General features: G+C 59.9%; 18 protein-coding genes. 8 read left to right on the forward strand and 10 right to left on the reverse strand.

Going from position 1 to position 16,814, the window contains the following annotated elements:
• Positions 1 to 31: 31 nt before the first annotated feature.
• On the reverse strand, positions 32 to 325 hold the full coding sequence (locus M3I54_RS31860) for a hypothetical protein (RefSeq protein WP_254343101.1): 294 nt from the start codon (positions 323 to 325) through the stop codon (positions 32 to 34).
• Positions 326 to 699: 374 nt separating this feature from the next.
• On the opposite strand from M3I54_RS31860, the gene M3I54_RS31865 reads away from it, so the two are divergent.
• The gene (locus tag M3I54_RS31865) at positions 700 to 1,320 is read left to right on the forward strand and encodes a hypothetical protein (protein WP_254343102.1); all 621 of its coding nucleotides are present in this window, start codon (positions 700 to 702) and stop codon (positions 1,318 to 1,320) included.
• Positions 1,321 to 1,573: 253 nt separating this feature from the next.
• Here the strand turns inward: M3I54_RS31865 and M3I54_RS31870 are convergent, their stop codons facing one another.
• On the reverse strand, positions 1,574 to 2,269 hold the full coding sequence (locus M3I54_RS31870) for a hypothetical protein (RefSeq protein WP_254343103.1): 696 nt from the start codon (positions 2,267 to 2,269) through the stop codon (positions 1,574 to 1,576).
• A gap of 18 nt (positions 2,270 to 2,287) precedes the next feature.
• Here M3I54_RS31870 and M3I54_RS31875 point away from each other — a divergent pair, with 18 nt between their 5' ends.
• Positions 2,288 to 2,635: a winged helix-turn-helix domain-containing protein gene (locus M3I54_RS31875; protein ID WP_254343104.1), complete on the forward strand. Its 348-nt coding sequence runs from the start codon at positions 2,288 to 2,290 to the stop codon at positions 2,633 to 2,635.
• Between the two features lie 484 nt (positions 2,636 to 3,119).
• Here M3I54_RS31875 and M3I54_RS31880 read toward each other — a convergent pair whose 3' ends face one another.
• The 3 genes from M3I54_RS31880 to M3I54_RS31890 all read right to left on the reverse strand — a co-directional run bounded on the left by M3I54_RS31880 (position 3,120) and on the right by M3I54_RS31890 (position 6,467).
• On the reverse strand, positions 3,120 to 3,710 hold the full coding sequence (locus M3I54_RS31880; RefSeq protein ID WP_254343105.1) for a hypothetical protein: 591 nt from the start codon (positions 3,708 to 3,710) through the stop codon (positions 3,120 to 3,122).
• A gap of 312 nt (positions 3,711 to 4,022) precedes the next feature.
• Complete coding sequence (locus M3I54_RS31885) at positions 4,023 to 4,319, reverse strand: H-NS histone family protein (protein ID WP_254343106.1); 297 nt, start codon at positions 4,317 to 4,319, stop codon at positions 4,023 to 4,025.
• Positions 4,320 to 5,417: 1,098 nt separating this feature from the next.
• The gene (locus M3I54_RS31890; protein WP_254343107.1) at positions 5,418 to 6,467 is read right to left on the reverse strand and encodes a GSU2403 family nucleotidyltransferase fold protein; all 1,050 of its coding nucleotides are present in this window, start codon (positions 6,465 to 6,467) and stop codon (positions 5,418 to 5,420) included.
• A 248-nt stretch (positions 6,468 to 6,715) separates the two neighbouring features.
• Here M3I54_RS31890 and M3I54_RS31895 point away from each other — a divergent pair, with 248 nt between their 5' ends.
• Positions 6,716 to 7,408, forward strand: a complete 693-nt coding sequence (locus tag M3I54_RS31895; RefSeq protein ID WP_309249660.1) for a serine/threonine-protein phosphatase — start codon at positions 6,716 to 6,718, stop codon at positions 7,406 to 7,408.
• Positions 7,409 to 7,644: 236 nt separating this feature from the next.
• Positions 7,645 to 7,944, forward strand: a complete 300-nt coding sequence (locus M3I54_RS31900; protein ID WP_375542251.1) for a type II secretion system protein GspG — start codon at positions 7,645 to 7,647, stop codon at positions 7,942 to 7,944.
• Here M3I54_RS31900 and M3I54_RS31905 read toward each other — a convergent pair.
• Positions 7,875 to 9,470 (reverse strand): APC family permease, encoded by a 1,596-nt coding sequence (locus M3I54_RS31905; RefSeq protein WP_254343109.1) that lies wholly within the window; start codon positions 9,468 to 9,470, stop codon positions 7,875 to 7,877. The genes M3I54_RS31900 and M3I54_RS31905 overlap by 70 nt on opposite strands.
• A gap of 604 nt (positions 9,471 to 10,074) precedes the next feature.
• Between M3I54_RS31905 and M3I54_RS31910 the strand changes: the two genes are divergently transcribed.
• On the forward strand, positions 10,075 to 10,476 hold the full coding sequence (locus tag M3I54_RS31910) for a DUF3597 domain-containing protein (RefSeq protein ID WP_028209038.1): 402 nt from the start codon (positions 10,075 to 10,077) through the stop codon (positions 10,474 to 10,476).
• Positions 10,477 to 10,743: 267 nt separating this feature from the next.
• Here the strand turns inward: M3I54_RS31910 and M3I54_RS31915 are convergent, their stop codons facing one another.
• Positions 10,744 to 11,412, reverse strand: coding sequence for an EAL domain-containing protein (locus tag M3I54_RS31915; protein ID WP_254343129.1), 669 nt, complete (start codon positions 11,410 to 11,412; stop codon positions 10,744 to 10,746).
• Between the two features lie 179 nt (positions 11,413 to 11,591).
• The gene (locus M3I54_RS31920) at positions 11,592 to 11,942 is read right to left on the reverse strand and encodes a hypothetical protein (protein ID WP_254343110.1); all 351 of its coding nucleotides are present in this window, start codon (positions 11,940 to 11,942) and stop codon (positions 11,592 to 11,594) included.
• Positions 11,943 to 12,472: 530 nt separating this feature from the next.
• Between M3I54_RS31920 and M3I54_RS31925 the strand changes: the two genes are divergently transcribed.
• On the forward strand, positions 12,473 to 12,676 hold the full coding sequence (locus M3I54_RS31925; RefSeq protein ID WP_042293433.1) for a cold-shock protein: 204 nt from the start codon (positions 12,473 to 12,475) through the stop codon (positions 12,674 to 12,676).
• Between the two features lie 10 nt (positions 12,677 to 12,686).
• Here M3I54_RS31925 and M3I54_RS31930 read toward each other — a convergent pair whose 3' ends face one another.
• Positions 12,687 to 13,145 carry a hypothetical protein gene (locus M3I54_RS31930; protein ID WP_254343111.1) on the reverse strand — a complete coding sequence of 153 codons (459 nt, stop codon included), beginning with the start codon at positions 13,143 to 13,145 and terminating at the stop codon, positions 12,687 to 12,689.
• 162 nt (positions 13,146 to 13,307) lie between these two features.
• Between M3I54_RS31930 and M3I54_RS31935 the strand changes: the two genes are divergently transcribed.
• The gene (locus M3I54_RS31935) at positions 13,308 to 13,673 is read left to right on the forward strand and encodes a hypothetical protein (RefSeq protein WP_254343112.1); all 366 of its coding nucleotides are present in this window, start codon (positions 13,308 to 13,310) and stop codon (positions 13,671 to 13,673) included.
• A gap of 545 nt (positions 13,674 to 14,218) precedes the next feature.
• Positions 14,219 to 15,595 (forward strand): hypothetical protein, encoded by a 1,377-nt coding sequence (locus M3I54_RS31940; protein WP_254343113.1) that lies wholly within the window; start codon positions 14,219 to 14,221, stop codon positions 15,593 to 15,595.
• 239 nt (positions 15,596 to 15,834) lie between these two features.
• On the opposite strand, the gene M3I54_RS31945 is transcribed toward M3I54_RS31940, so the two are convergent.
• A complete protein-coding gene (locus M3I54_RS31945) occupies positions 15,835 to 16,155 on the reverse strand; it encodes a hypothetical protein (RefSeq protein ID WP_254343114.1) in 321 nt (106 codons plus the stop codon).
• Between the last annotated feature and the right edge of the window lie 659 nt (positions 16,156 to 16,814).

Consider the following 16,814-nt stretch of genomic DNA (forward strand, 5'->3'; position numbering starts at 1 on the left):
ACGGCTCCGCTGCATGGGCAAATGACAGCAGCTATTTCTTGAGTGGATGTGTATCCTCCACTGCGGGGAAAACCGCGTTCCATGCCGCCCGTACGCCCTGTGCGGCGGCAGCCTGAGCGTCCATGTGCTCGCTATCGGCCGAGTCACCCGGATCTGCACTCAGACCACGCCAGTGCGTGAACAGAAGCACGGGCTGCTCCGTCCAATGTCCGTCGATAAACCGGGAGAATGCCGTATCGCCGGTCGTGAGCCTGACTTCGTACCAGCCCTCCCGGGCCGGCGCATAGTCGTCCAATGGGAACCATCCTGTGGTATCGATTTCCATTTGTGCCCCAGATTCGAAACCATCACGCATGCATGACAGCACGCGGCGTACCTGTTTCCTCCAAAGACACGCAGCATGCTGCGGCCGCCAATACCATCCTGGTAGAGCCCCGCGGACTGTGCAATCACCGGCATGATGATAACCATGCCATCCGCGATGATGCCCCTCCTCCCGCGCAACTCTCCTGATGTTGTCTCTGGTTGCGATGACTTCACGCGTCGCGAGATTCGCAGTGTTCAGCATTGCGACCCGCATTGCGACCCGGGCACTAACCTGCAGCTTGCGCATAGGCTGTTGAAGATGCATTTCGCAGAACCACACGCGGGCGCTATGATTGGCCAGTCATAGTCCGAAGGGAAAGGGAGTTCCTCGCAATGTTGAGCTTACGTATACATTTCTGGTCGATCGCGGCAACCGTGATAGCGTTTGTGGCATCGCTGTGGATCAATCAGGAGGTGTTTGCGCATACCTCGTTTGTACGAGGCATCAACTGGATATTCCTTCCATCCGGCGTACGGCTATTGAGCACGCTGCTGGTTGGCGTCGACGGTTTCCTTGGCTTGCTGCTCGCTGGTCTGCTAACGGATTTTCTTTACTGGTTCCCGCATGACCCTGTGAGAGCGATTGCTGGCGCGATACTCGGGTCTGCGGCTCCGTATCTGGTCTACAGGTTCGCGAGAGAGTATTACGGCTTGCGCGCATCGTTGACGAATCTCACGCCGACACGGCTTCTTGTGCTCGCCGTCGCGTATTCGGTCGCGAATCCGCTGTTACATCACCTCTGGTTTGCGTTGACCGGTGCGACGGAGCATTTCTTCGAAAGCCTGTTCAGCATGTTTGTAGGTGATCTCACTGGCACGCTAATCATGCTGTATGCGATGAAGGGATTGCTGGCTTTGCTCCCGAAACGCCCGGGCGATTCCCGGCTCACGAACGGGATGTTCAGCATTCACGTTGCGCTGACCAATGCATATAACAATCAGGCCGCACGCTAGAGTGACGAAGGAGTTGCGATGAGGCGAAATCGCACCCCGCCTCGTGGTGCTATGTCCGATTGTCGCCATCGTGTATCTCGATGTGGTGCTGTACCCAGGCTGCAATGTCGCGATTCGCGGCGACCTTTAGGCGCTTTCAATGCTGGGCGGCCGGCCCAGACTCACAGCCCCCGAGCGCCATCGATCCCGCAAGGGTGAGAACCTTCAACCGTCCCGATCGAGCCCTGACGAGCCGTGCACCCCATATCTGCCGTCAAGCCAGGCGGCTGTTGTAGGCAAGGTCGAGCGCCTGCCGGACCCTGAACATGCCGTCGGTCATGCGTGAGGACTGGCTGGGATGTCTGGGCAGCAGGGCAAGCGTGCCCTTCACGATATAGAGGAGATTCAGTGCGCCCAGCAGATCGCCCACAAACATCGTGAAGAAACTCTGCAGGATGTCCTGCGTATTTCCCGTCATTGCGAACCAGAGATGATGCAGCGTCGAGTTCATGAGTGCGACGGCAAACGCGAGCACTATAAGGCGCCTTGGCGTGAGATTCGTCAGCGACGCCTTCAGGCCATAGCGTTCCAGGGCGAGGCGATAGACCGCGTACGGGCCGGCTGAACTGAAGATCGCGCCCGCGATTGCCCGCACGGGGTCGTTCGGGAAGTAATGAAAGAAATCGACCAGCAAGGCGGAGACCAGCAGCCCAATCGCACCGTCCGCGCCCAGCAACAGCGTACTCAAAAGCCGGATTCCAGTCGGAAGATAGATCCACTCCACCCAACGCGGAAACGCAGCATGCAGGAAGATCCGTTCATCGACCCAGAGCGTCAGCACGTAGACAATCACGGTGCCGGCTATGGACAAGAAATGTAAGCGCAAGCTTCCCATGACGGTATAATTCTTCCATTCGCTTTTCCTTCCCCAATCATAGCTGACCCGCGCCTTCGCGGCGTGCGCACCCATCGCGTATGGGCGAAAGCAATGAAACGACCTGCAGACATCTATCTTCGTTTCCTGCAACTGACCGAAGCCATTCGTGGCTTACCCACGCTGCCAGCGCTTGATCCGCTTGAAGAGAAGATTCTTGAGTTCGTGGCTCGCGCGTCACAGAACAAGGACCGGTTGTCGGTCCGGGACATGATTGGACACAGTGAACTGGGCTCTCCTGCGACACTTCACGGTCGCATCGCGTCGATGCGCGAGAAAGGATGGCTCACCCTCTCTGACACCGAGGACACCCGGCGCAAGCAGATCGAACTTACGCCTGCTGCGCTGCGCTACTTCGACAAGCTCGCCGAAGCGCTCTCGAAGGCAGCGAAGGGTACCTGACCCGGCGGCATACCCCGCGATCCCGAGCGCCGCCAATATAGGGCGTTCTACCCGGATCGGCTACTCAAGGCAGTTGTCCCCGTTCAGCCGTGCTGCGTGATTACGGGCGGTCTCTCCCAATTGCACCAAAATCGTTCGCAATCCAAAGTAACCAAAAAAGAACCCACGGACCATAACGGGCAGTGGGTTCGCAAACACACGCCAAAAGCTCGGGTTTTCACAAACCGTCATAACTTTTGGAACAGTAAACATAACGGGTTTGCGCGGCCAAGGCAACCTGGCAGTGGCTTAAAACAACACCCAGGGGCAGCTCAGTTCGGTATTTTTGCGCCTGTCACAAAAAGGGCCCCGCTACCGTCTCGAGGCTGCGGTGAGCCGCCAGCAAGTACATCTGGTTTCTGCAAAAGCAGGTTCCAGAACATCCAGACCCGATGTAATGCCTGCAGGAGCGCCCACCGCCGCGGACCAACGTAGTTACTTTGCGTCACGCGACGCAGAAAAGCGATGGCCGGATTTTCGCCGCTGCTTTGGCGCCGTTGGGCAGATCGTCAGTCAGGCGCCCATACAGGGCCTGCCAGTCGACGGCAAGCAACGGGATCGTCCTGTCGTTGCGGGACCAGTACGCGAGAAAGCGCGCCCAACCCTCGAGGAAAAAGCCGACGCCGGGACTGAGCAGGCACGGAGGTCTCGCCACAAGAGGCACCCGGGCCGCAGGAAATATCGAACAGAGCGTTTCAAGTTCGTCCGCGGCTTCACTGGCAGTCTCCGGTTTGTTTGCACCGGCCAACAGGTGATCCCGCACGACATCCGCAACACAGGATGTACAGAGCTCGATATAGGAGGCGCGCACCCCACCCAGATCTGTCCACCGGGCAGACGACGCATCCGTCGGCTCCGTCATCCTTCTCAGAACGGGAAGCCTGACGTACGACGGTAGTGCGACAAAATCCGTTTCCTCGCGTTGCAGGGCGTCGCGAAACATCGGATAGGACAGAAGCCATGAACTGACTGACGGACTGCCACCCTGACGCGAAGGCAGATTCAATTCCGGAAGGCCCGGGTGCAGCGTAGCCATGCTGATCTCCATTCGTTATAAAAATAATAACGAATGGCTGCGCTGCGTGCAAGGGTCTGCCATGGGGATGAAGCGACGCGGCCCTGTCCGTCACACTTGATCAGGCGCACGGGACGCGGGGAAGCGCCATACGGACATGCCAGGGCGCTTTGCTCCCACTGACATCAATGAGACTAAATTCCTGCACCGAGCAACTCGAATATGCGTCTCATATCTTTCCGAATCGTGGTGGGCGGGCCCGCAAACAGGAATGGCTTTTATTCAAGCATTGGCCGCGGGCATGCGGTTCTTATCGACGCCCGCCGAGGTGATCTATTTGTAAATCAGGAACCGGTCGCGATTCTTCGCGTCCTTGATCCAGTTTGGCGCGCGTCCCCGCCCGGACCAGGTAGCACCGGTAGCAGGATCGCGATATTTCGCAGGCAGTGGACCGTGCGCGACCCTTGGTCTGCCGCGTCGGCTCCCGAAGATATCCCGCTCGGTATATCCGAACTCCACAACCTTTGCACGTATATCGGCAAGCACCGTGTCGAACTCCTGCTGCCGCATAGCGGCCGCCTGACTCTTGAGTTCGTCAAGTTGTGCTTTTAGTTCCTTGTACGTTGCCACGGACTTCCTCCATGTGGACACCTCGCGGTCATGATAGTGACTTTCTCACGGCATTGATCCGAATCGGGATGGTTGATCGACGAGTCTGGCATTGGGTCCGTGTCCGCGAATTCGCAAATCACGAGCAATATTCGGCGGCCGTTTCACGACGAACGTTCATACTCTTTTGCAAGGATCGGCTGACGCCTGGCCAGTTCGGTCTAGCGCTTTTTACGAGGGTCGGCGGACACGACGGACCCTTGAAGCGGCGCATTGCGCAGTTGTGAACGCCTCGCACACCTTGTCGGCCACGCGAGCAATGAACAGGACAAGGCGGCAGAGGCTGCGCATTGCGTTATCCTGAAGCGTCCGCCCAAAGGGAACACGCATGAAGCTTTCGAAATTCCTGTTACTGATGGCAGTGTCGCTGTCCACCACCGCTTACGCGCAAGACTCGCAGACGTTTCACTTCGGCGAAGGCCAGGACTCGCCGCAACGTGGACGTACCACTTCTCCTCCGCCACTGCCCGCAGCCCAGACTACAGAGCCGCTGCCCCAGGGTGAGCCGCATCCGCACACAAAGCCGACGTTAGAGTCCCAACCAAAGGCGAAATCGAAGTCGAAGCACCGGCAGCACCATCGGCACCATCCAATCCACCCGTCACCGCTTCAGAATCCGTATTCACATCCTTGAGCCGGGCAGCACGCAAATCGTGTGTCAGCCATCCAGCGAATGACTGGACTATCTGGCATTCCTCGCCGGCTGTCGCACAATTAATTCGCTATACGAATTGATATGATGTGACGACGCTCAGTGACCAACGATGAAGTTTCACTAGAGTCGACATTACAGCTCGAATGATTGCAATTTCAACGGCCGCCCAGACTGTTTTGCGTAATCTATTGAACGCGTCCGTAGTCCAGCCCGTACTCATATTCGGTACGGTAGCTGGCTAAGGATCCGACGCGACGCCATTGTCGAGAAGGACAGTGCCAGTGAGATGCGCGAACAACCGGAACGACGGCATCCACACACGGAACGCGCGGTGACGGGATGGCATACAGTGCCGGGTGGTTGATCATACGCATTCCGGGCCAGTCGGAGCACGACATGGCCTGTCAGGCGCCAATGCTTTCCTCAAATTCGAATAGCGCTCCCTCATGAGCCTCGAGCATGGTGCGTACATCGGGCAGCGCACGGCGAACCATCGGGCGCGCAGACCTCGGGAGATCCGAGCAGGCGAGCTCGATATCGCCGCTTCTGTGCTCGCCGAGCATCGCGAGCATCACGCACGCCTGCTGGATATCTTTCTGCGACTTGATCAGCATGTTGGTGCGCAAGCGTGAAACGAGGATCTTGTGGATCGCGAAGCGTGCGGGGTCCGGCACGCGAACCGGCACCGCGCCGTGCCTTGAAAGCAGCGTGCCAATGTGGGACTGGCCGAGCAGGTAGGCGAGATAAGGCATGCCGCTCGCATGCGCACCGAGCTCTGGAACGGCGACGGTCGGAAATGTGTTGTCCTTCGAAGGCACAAGCAGATCGACGTGAAAACGCGTCCGCCCCGCCTGCTTGAACGACGTGGACGGATCGCCCCTGTTGAACCCCGGCACCGGCACGAAGTCGATTCCGGTTTCTTTCAGGATTTCGAGCAGGCCGCCCGACGGCACACCCTGTAGCGCGAGCTGGCGGGCGCGCGCGATATCGATGTCCTCGGTCTCGTAGGCAAGCGCCTTGATGCCGAGGCTGTTGAGCAGAACCGCATACGCGTGAGAGCCCACGAGCACCGCGCCGGCCTGGAAAAGCCCGTAATTGTGGAGGACCGCCATGGTCGCGTAGGTCTTGTTGTCGGCAATCTGAAAGCCGAGCTTCGCGAGTTCCCGGATGCGGCTGATGAGGTCTTTGGACTGCTCGATCTGAGCCATCACCGCAGCGACGCGTTCGTCGGCCGCCGGATCGCCCTTGGGTCCGCCAAGACTCTCCTGCTGCCGCTTGCCCTCCGCGTTCATGAACTGCCGATAGTAGTAGACAGCGTTCCCGCGATGGTGCTCGGTGATCGTGCCCGGCGCGCCCACGAGAACCCGCCCCTGGCTGGCGGCAGCCTGCTCGACGTTCGCGTACTGGGAGCAGAATGCCTGATCGTGTCGCTGGTAAAGAGGAAGTCCGTGCATGTCAGAGAATTGCAGTAATTTTTTGAATTTTACTGCAAAACGCGAGTTCATGATTGCAGTAATTTTATAAAAAATACTGCAACATCATAGAATCACTCAGGCCACGAACCCCTCGCCTGTCCGGTACGCCTGGCGAACGATACAAGGGTAAGCACAACTGCAGCCAATCTTGTGACGGAGGGGGGATTTTGTCAGGACCAGCGGAAACTTAAACCGTCGACCGACGTTCAAGGGCGCCTGGCTACACGATCACGGATGACTACGCCTGCTTTGTCGTGAACGACGGCGTCTCTGGCGATCCTGGCAGCGAGATCGCCTCGCGTTGCGCGGTCGAGCGCATCCTCCACCGCGCGAAGTGCACCGGCCGCACGCTCGCGCAGACGTTGCTCGAGTGCATTGAGGAAGCACACGCTGCGATTCTCGCGATGCAGCAGCGCGAGCGCGGGCGCATGAGTGCGACCGTCGTCGCACTCATCATCGACCGGCGGCACGACGTTGCGCAATGGGCTCATCCCGGCGACAGCCGGCTCTACCGGTTCGCACGCGGCGCGCTGATCGAACAGACGCGCGATCATGGCGTGCGGCAGCAACTGCTGGACGCGGGCCTGCCAGGCGACGGCGTCAATCCCGCCTGGCTGCATATGGCACCCGGCATGCGCGGCCAGATCGCGCCCGCGATCAGCCCGCCGCGCGTGCTGGAAGATGGCGATGTGTTCCTGCTCTGCACGGATGGGCTCTGGCAATCCGTCGCGGAAGATGCACTCGAAGATCGCCTGCGCGTCGTTCATACCGTCGATGACTGGGCCGTGCTGATCGAGCACGAGGCGATGCGTCGTTCGGGCAACACACCGCACGCCGACAATTACTCCGCGCTGGCGGTCTGGGCCGGGAGTCCACAGAACGTCACGCTGGCGCGTGTGAGGGCGCGCCAGGCGCGTTGAGACATGGTTCGGGCTATCGCCGTCCGATGGATGCAAAATTGACAAAACGCATCTATCTATTCCAGACGAATATCGATACTTCTTTGACGTCTACTTCTTGCACGACGCAACGGGACGTCGGTCCCTCCCGCACCGGCGAGCACAGAAACTATGCCGACGAGTCGCAGAGCGAAGCGATGGCACGAACGTCGCCGTACCGGCCTGATACGGGCGTCAGGTCGTCGTCGAGGGTTGCGATGCCTCGTTTTTCTGATCGCGCTGATCGTCGCGAAGATCATGACGGAACCCGACGCGGCCAGGCGAAACGCGACATTGCCATAGTCATGCTGGCACCGAATAACTACCGCCGAGACAAAGGCTACTATCCGGCCCAGACGCAAGGCCTGGGTGCGTTGACGGAAAACCGACCAGCAAATCTGCCTGCTGAGGTCGCCTTTGTACGGCGCGTACAACAGGCGGTCGACGTTCAATGGACTGCGATGCCTTCGAGGACTTCGTCGTGCTCCTGGCGTTCCGCGAGGTACGGCGAGCGGTAGCCCGAATTCACGCCCCAGTAATAGAACACGAGCGCGACCAGCGCCACGACCAGCATGTCCCAGCCGTAGGGCAGCAGACCGGCGCCGCCGAACTCCTTGCTGCCGATCAGCGAGAGGAGCGCCATGATCGGCAGATATGCGCACAGCCACCATGCGGCCTTCAGATCCTGGCCCCAACCTTCGAAGCCTTGCTTGCGCTGGAAGTAGAAGTACACCGGCAGCGCGACGACCATCAGCAGAATGATTTCGCCGGTCAGCGGCCACTTCGCCCAGTACAGGATCATCGACGCGCAGACGAATGCGAACGGCGCGATCACTTTCATGAACGGCACGGAGAGCGGGCGCTCGATGTCCGAGGCGGCGCGCTTGAGCGCCATCAGGCTGATCGGACCCGTGAGGTACGAAATCACCGTTGCCACCGAGATCACCGCCGCGAGCGAACTCCAGCCGCGGAAGAAGAACATGAAGATGAACGAGACGAGCAGGTTGAACCACATCGCGTTGCGCGGCACGCCGTAGAACGGGTGCACGTTGCCGAACATCTTCGGCATCGTGTTGTTGCGCTCCATCGCGTAGATCATGCGCGAGGTCGTCGCCATATAGGTCGTACCGGTGCCGCTCGGGCTCACGAAGGCGTCGACGTAGAGCAGGATCGCGAGCCAGTTCAGGTTCAGCGCGATCGCGAGTTCCGCGAACGGCGACTTGAAGTTGAACGTGCTCCAGCCCTTCGCGACGTCGGCCGGATTGACCGCGCCGATATAGGCGATCTGCAGCAGCACGTAGATCACGAGCGCGCAGAGGATCGAGCCGATCACTGCGAACGGCACGCTCCTGGCCGGATTGCGCGCTTCACCCGCGAGGTTGATCGGGCTCTGGAAACCGTTGAACGCGAACACGATGCCGCTCGTGGCGACCGCCGTGAACACCGCCGACCAGCCATACGGCGCGAACGTGGTCGTTTGGCCGAAATTCTCATGGTGGAAGCTTCCAGCCATCAGGCCAATGATCGTCAGACCCGGGATGATGAACTTGAAGATCGTGATCGCGCTGTTGGCACGCGCGAACAGCTTCACGCCCCAATAGTTGAGCATGAAGTAGATGATCACGAGAATCGCGGAGAGCCCGAGCCCTGAATGAGTCAATGACCCGTCGACGAAGAGCGCGTGCGCCCACGCATAGGGCCAGGTGCTCATGTACTGGATCGAGGCTTCGGCTTCAATCGGGATCACCGAGACAATGGCGATCCAGTTTGCCCACGCACTGATGAAGCCCACCAGTGCGCCGTGCGAGTAGCGGGCGTAGCGGACCATACCGCCCGACTCCGGGAACATCGCGCCGAGTTCGGCATAGGTGAGCGCGATGGCCAGAATGACCACGGCGCCGATGATCCAGGCGCAAACGGCCGCCGGGCCTGCAATTTTCGCCGCCTTCCACGCGCCGAACAGCCAGCCCGAACCGATGATCGACCCGAGGCCGGTGAACATCAGCGCGAACGGGCCGATGTTCCGTTGTATCGATTGCTTCACATTGTCTCCTACGTTATGGACAGCGCGAGCGAGCCATACCGGGAATACGGCATTCCTGTACCGTACCGAGCCTGCATAACGCAGGTGGCCGGCCCTGAAAGCGCATGTCCTTGTTGTAATGCCCTGGTGATGCTGAGATGTAGAGGCAACCGCAATTGCTGCGGAGACGCGATGATGAAGTGGCCTGATGTGATCGTCTAATGCTGTGTCGGCATGGACATATGCAAACTTTGCATAAGGATTGGGCTACGCTGAGCGAAGATCATGGAGAGTTCACCTTGTTGTCATCGCCGATTCTCACGCGCCTCTCTTTCGGTTGAATCGCAATGCATCGGACATGTCCGGATCCGACCTCGTCTCCCACGTATCAGGCATTACCGTCCGATGGCATCGGACAACACCGGCCGATCTCCGAGGCATCAGGAAACGGGAAAGACGCCGCCCCACGGTCTCATCCCTTCGCACTGCACGAAGGCCTGAGGAATGTCTTCGGGCGCAAGGGGCATGACAAAGTTCACATCACCCTCCATACCTGCGCGTAACATCGCTGGTGCGCGCCGTCAGCACGGCTCTCGCGATCTCTTTCTACTTCTGGAGGTTCTGTATGAGCATTTTTGGCGAAATTGTCAGCAAGCTGTTCGGCAAGGCGAAACCGGATCAGCCGCCGCCCGCGACCGAGCCTGCACCGGATCCAACTACGGCACAGGCCGCCGCTCCGGACACACCGCCGCCCGCTGCACCGCTGGCCGATGTTGACGTCGCCGCGGTCATGGATCAGCTCGTGAGTGAAAGCGGGCAAACACTCAACTGGCGCACGTCCATCGTCGACACGATGAAGGCGTTGGGCGTCGACAGTAGCCTGGAGCACCGCAAGCAACTGGCACAGGAACTGAAGTACGACGGCGATATGGACGACTCCGCAAGCATGAATGTGTGGCTGCACAAACAGCTCATGCGGGCGCTCGCCGCAAACGGCGGAAAGCTGCCGTCCGATCTGGCGACCTGAGCCCCCTGTCCCCTGAGGAGACGGTCAGCAAATGCCGTCTCCTGCCTGATCGGCCATTGGTGCCTTTCCGGCCCAAAGCCGCCGCATGCGAACCGCGCGATGCACCGGCGCGTGACATCGTTCGTGCAGTGCTGACGCCGGAACATCGCGTAAATGTTCAAGTAGTCAGTCCACACTGTTGCTTCGGTTAGAGGGGCGCGCGGGCGCCCAACCCGAATGCATTCTGCGGACAACGCCCCTTCTGCTACTCCAGCGCCGGATGGGATATTACTCGACGGCAGTCGTCTGGCCGCCCTCGCGGCGGCGCTGGCGTCCTTTCAGGAGAGTGGCAAACGCAGCCGCGGGTAGCGGCCGGCCGAGCAGGAAGCCCTGCACTTCGTCGCACCCCAGCGACCGGAGATGCTCGAGCTGGGACGTAGTCTCCACGCCCTCGGCCACCACTTCCATCTTCAGCGAATGCGCCAGAGCAATGATTGCCGAGACGATTGCGCTGCCCTCCTCGCCGTGTGCGTCAAGCCCGTTTGTGAAAAAGCGGTCAATCTTCAACTGCTTCGCCCGAAAGCGCTGCAGGTACGCAAGGCTCGAGTAGCCCGTGCCAAAATCATCGATCTCCACTTCGAAGCCGCTTGCCTGGAATTCGTGGATCATCGTCGTGCGTGCTGCATCCTGCATTGCCACCGTTTCGGTGATCGCGAATATAAGCTGGCCAGGTTCCAGCTGTTCCGCGTGAACGACATGGATTGAGCGTATGACGACAGTATTTTCAGGAAATCCGTCCTGGCGCCTGGTGCGACACCCGATAGTGGACGCCGCCCTGGTGACCGGACCTTCGCGTGCCAATTGTGCCGGTCGCGCTGGTGAACGTAGAACTCGCTTGCCAAAGCGCGCCGATCGCGCGCAGTTCTCCGCAGCGACGGGGAAAACCGTCCGGAACATCGAAGCGGTGGTACATTCCGGTGCAAAGCGCCAGCCGACGCGGGACGCGTTTAAACAAAAGCCAACGCCGGGGCGAAGCACCGCGGTGGTCGTTATTGCAGATCGTGGCCTTCGGACAGGCTCCACTTGCGCAGGACCGCTACCAGTCTTTTATCGAGTCGTCTGCGATCCGGCCCGCGTCACTTGTGATGTTCCGCGTCGGGACCCGGCACGGAGATAGTCCACTCGTCCACCGCTTTCCCCGCTTCGGGTTCGCGCTCTCGCCGAAGCTCCAGGATGCGACCGTGAGCAACAACCACTTTCAGGTCGAGTCTCACGCCTTTCCGGAAGTGGAACAAATAAGCCGTGAAGGAGGCTGTGTTGCTGGCAAAATAACCGTCACTCAGAAACTGTCGACGCGCGACAAGTCCATCGCTTGCCACCCAGTAATCGGCCATGGCGCATTCGAGCGACTTTGTCTGCCAGTCCTTTCTCGGCAGGTCTTCGGGGAACGGCTCGAAATCCTGAGAAAACTCGAATGTATCGTTCATTCCTCGAGCGCGGCTTCGCTGGTGTTAGCGTCGACCAAGGGTAACACGGCCTCCCCAGTCTCCGGGCTGGCACTGCAAAACTGGTTGGGGCCACTTCCGCGCCGTAGTTTGCTCGTCGCTGGAATATGCGGGACGGGACCACACCAGAATGGTGACGGAGACCGGGCTTTCGCGTGTGGCGAGGGAGGAACCCGCAATGCGTCGATGCTTCTGCGACTCTTCTCAAGCGCGTCCCCTGTTCCGTTTCAGAATCAGACTTCGCGGCCCAGCCTGCAGGCTTCGCCGGGACTCCCGGTTGCCGGGTAGATCGCGTTTTGCCGCGCGGCAATCATAGGGCGCCGTCAGGGGTTAGAACGACGAATGTCTGCACCGGGCCTGGGTCGTTGAAAACCAGTCCCTGTGCGGTCCGTGGACCTTCTGATTGGCAGGTGTCATCCCGGCGTGGTAAAAAGTCATCCCTGCGGGTGATCGCCTCCATGCGATGCCGTATTCTCGCGATTTCAGGTTTCAACATCGACAGGATTCAAAAAATGGCAACTGGCACTGTGAAATGGTTCAACGATGCGAAAGGCTTTGGCTTCATCACCCCGGATGACGGCGGCGAAGACCTGTTCGCCCACTTTTCCGAAATCAAGACTGAAGGCTTCAAGTCGCTGCAGGAAAACCAGAAAGTAAGTTTCGATGTGAAGATGGGGCCGAAGGGCAAGCAGGCTGCAAATATCAAGCCAGCCTGACCGGCGCGCGTCACATCCCGATGTGTGGCCCGTCCTGCGGGCCAGTTTTTCTTGCACCCTGCGCATCAATCTTTAATGAAGTGATGGACATGCCAGCACATGCGCGCGATGTCCTGGTGCGCCCTCTTCGTGACGTCGATCGATTCTCCGGTTGATCGTTGACGAAGCGTAAGTGTTTCGCCTGTCCTCCAGGGAATTGATTCGATCCAGCATAGGCGTGAAGACGCAGGACGAATCGCGCTTTTGCGGTAGCGTTGATGCCGCGCTTGCGGCCACGCTGCCCGGACCCATCATTGCCCAGCAAAACAGCAGATATCCTGTGAAGGAAAACGGTCGAACTCCGCGCCGGCAACACAACCGTCCTCGAAGAATCGACATCCCCGACCAGAAGCACTGCGATCGAAAACATGCTGGTGGCCATGGCAGGTGCCTGTCGCCCGATAATTTTCTGATGATTGGCGCTCGCCATGCCAGACAGCCTCCCCGATGTGGTGGCCCACTGCGCCTCGCGACGCGTGCGTGGTGAACCCGCCCGGTCCCGTGCATGATCACGGTGACCGGGACGCCGTCCGCCGCGTAGACTGTTTAAATCAGGCGAGGCAAGTGCCGGAAGTTCGTGGCGCTATCCTCAGTGGGTGTCGATACCACCACCCAGTGGATCGACGCCGGGAGCCGTGCCCTCAGGGGAATCGCGATGACGACGACCGAGTCACTTCTGACGCTGGCCGAGTATCTCGAGCTGTCCCTGAACTCTGGCGCAAGCGTGATCATGATGCAGAAATGCAATGACGTCTGTGCCATGTACGTTGGCAATGCCAGGAGAGATCAGGACCGCCTGCGATATCACGGGGACATCGCCGCGACCCAGGCCGAAGAGATCCTTGAGCAAACCCACGCTGGACGAAACCGGCTGGAGATCGGCGGACAGCTATACCGTTTTATCCGGAGCTTCAAGCATTTTGAGGATCGCGGCGCGGTCGTTTTCGCGCCGTCGTGACACCGGAGGCACGACGATTTCGGGAAACGTAAGGTTGACGTTTCCGGGTATGTTGTCCATTCCCAAATACTGAAAATCCTCATCAAGGACTTGTCAGGCGAAGTACGGCGCGCTCGAATATGGCCGGATGGTCGACCTGCCGGTCGACGGCGACCAGCGTCAAGCGCGGGTTGTGCAAGCCCTCACCCCATTCGTCGATGCGACGATTTGTGGTGGCAAGCGGAGTACCGCGCCCTCCTCGAACCGAGTATCGGCTTGCCGTCGGCATCGTCGACGTCCCCCGACCTCATCGCAGCTTCAGCTGGCTCAATCGCCCTTGACGCCTCAATCGGGGCCATGAATAGTTGCTGAATTCTTGCGGTTCCTCATTCGTTATCCTATTTATTTAATATGCGTTCACGGAGAACCAGTACTTCCTGGAGCCCGCCCCCCTCACCCGGGCGTACATTTACGCATTGTCGTGCGAATGACGCATCAAATATCAACTGCGCCGCGTTTATAATGATCATCTTCAGGATGTCAACGCTCGCATGGAGCCCTACTATATGAGTCAAGCCCGCGGGCGATATGCGGGACCCCGCGACAGCGGCCAACGCCAACCTCGCCACGAAAAGAAGTCTCAGCCCAACCGGCAGAGACAACCGTATGTGAAGGCGCCTGTCCAGGACGCCACACAGACGGCCTCCGTTTTCAAGACACGGTCGTTCCAGTTTCTCGTCAACGCAGTGGGTGCGGAAAATATCGCCATCGCGCTTGAGTCCACCATGACGCGCGTGGCCGAACTCATGAAGGGCGAGAGATTCACACCCGAGACCGCCTTTCACATGGAAACTACGCTCGGGTTGCCGCATGGTTTTTTTGACCAGCCCAATCCCGGGCTGGCAGCCGAGACCATCGCTCGCCTTAAATCACCACTCGACTTCATCATTCAAGCAGACGACGGACCAGACGGGGAGTCCGAAGCACTCAAGCCGGTTTCTGCCCTGACCGTCGACCAGCAACCCTCTCTTAAAGACAGTTTGTCCGAGGAAGCACAAATGCCCAGGAAAGCAACCGGCGGTACGCCCAGGTCCGTCAAGACCAGTCCTGGCGAAGCGTCCGGACAGCCCGAAGCCCGGACGCCGCGAAAAGCTTCGCGTGCGAAATCCAGGACGTCTCCTGAAGCGGCCCGGCAGCAGTCGCTGGCACTGAACGATAGCGCCGACGTTGAGAACATCCGCCGCGCCAACCTTCACGTTCTCACGAGTCGCAACGGCTCGAAAGCAAGACTTGGTGTGGTCATGGACCTGAGTGGTTCCAACATGGCCCACCGGCTGCATGGCAAGAAGCGCATGGACGCTGTCGAAGCCAACCGGTTCACGGAGCGACTGGGATTGCCATCCGGCTGGCTGGACACCCCGCGCTCCGAAGCCGATATTCCAGCGTCGGTGTCGCGTATGCTTGCGCCTGCTTCGCGCGCACGCGTATCCGCCCAACAGCACGAACCGGTTGCGCCCGCAACAAACGACGACATGCCAGTGAAGGCCGCAGGTACGAAGGCGCGTGCACGGCGCGCGCGGGCGAGCGATCCAGAAAGCTCAACTGTTTCGGCGGATGTCGCAGGAGAGAACGAGGCGATCGTTACCAGCGCGCAAGATCATGTAAATGGTTTTCCCGACGACGTTACCGGTCACCTGCCTGAAGAAGGTGGTGACGGGGCGCCGGCAGCTACACGGGCAACCGCAGAGTCGCTCGCCGCGTCCGCAGTACCGCAGCGAAACCCGGCAGCGCTCCCCTTCGCTTGCCTGACGAGTCTGGACAATCTTCACGGTATTGAGCCGATAGCGGAAGCCTTGATCAAGACGCTGGCAGGCAAGGCACGCACGGGTCGCCTGGACGAACTGAAAGCGCTGGAACTGCTGCAGCAGGCGATCCTGCTATGAGCCGGTATAGCGTGCCAGGCTCCCCGCGCCATGCCGCACAAAGCGCATCGAGGTGACCGGGCCCGCTACGCAGCGCTGTGTCAGGTCGACTTGCCACCGACCTGCCTCGCCGGGCTGACCGGAGAGGTCAACACCTGACGTTGCCGGGGACGACGGAGACTGGATTTTTCTCCCGGGCTTTCCTGGGCATACTGAACAGCGTGTGCCAGGCTATCCGCGGCGCGGAGTTCGCTCGCCGTTCAATGGAGTTTGGACATGTGACGACGGCGGGCAGTTGCCAGAAGCGGATTCTCGTCGGCTTCGGCGTCGCCCTTTGGCGCACCGCCATCCGCAATGACGACGTGGACGTCCTGCGCGAAGGCATCTTCCAGACAGCTACGCGCGCGTGCAACGCATTCATCGGCCGGCGCATCGCCCGCACTCGCGGCGGCCTGAGCGGTCGCTTTAGCGGCCAGGCCAAATGCGGCGACGATCTCTTCCCACGTCAGTCCGGTCGTCATCGCTTCCTGCACGAGCTTGCCCGCGACAGCACCAATCTTCGCCCTTAGTTCATCGTTCATCTGTTTTAGCTCCCGCAATCCTTGCGCCGCGCACTTGCGGCATCACGCGCCCTGTTTCCGCTGGCCAGGCGGATGCGTCACGGGCGGCTACCAGGACGGTTATTCTAGCGTTTGCTCAACGCTCGCCGATTCCATTCTTCCGATGCCCGCTGAACAGGGAGTCGCTCCCGCGTAGCATTCGTGGAAGGACATCGCGGGCGATACGGCCCGCGACGCCATTTGACGGGCCGAAGCTCGTTTCAAGGTGAATCAGCCGATCTTTCCCGCGTGTCTTCAAGGCGCTCGACCGATCCGGTTTAGCGCCTCCCATCTTGAACGCCAGGTCGCCGACAGACTCCGGCTCCGTCTGCGCAATCAGCGCGAGGAAGGCACAGTTGTTTTCGTCCTGACCCGGGCAGCAATGCCCCTCTGCCTGCTCCGACTTTCCGCGGTTCCTCGGAAGTGCCGCCAATGCAGGAAAGCGGAGGCCGCCGTCAGGCGCTTGCCGGAGCTGCGGCGCGCGGACAGTTAGTCACGTTTATAGGCGGTTTCGCAACAATGCTGCAGCCAGGCATCGAAAGGCACCACACAGAAAACGCGACGAACCGCGAGACACGGACAAATCTTGGCGGATGCTCTTGCCCCGCGGTGAAGCGTCCCAATATGCGAACCCGAAATCC

This window comes from Paraburkholderia sp. CNPSo 3274, assembly GCF_024206475.1.
GTDB lineage: Bacteria > Pseudomonadota > Gammaproteobacteria > Burkholderiales > Burkholderiaceae > Paraburkholderia.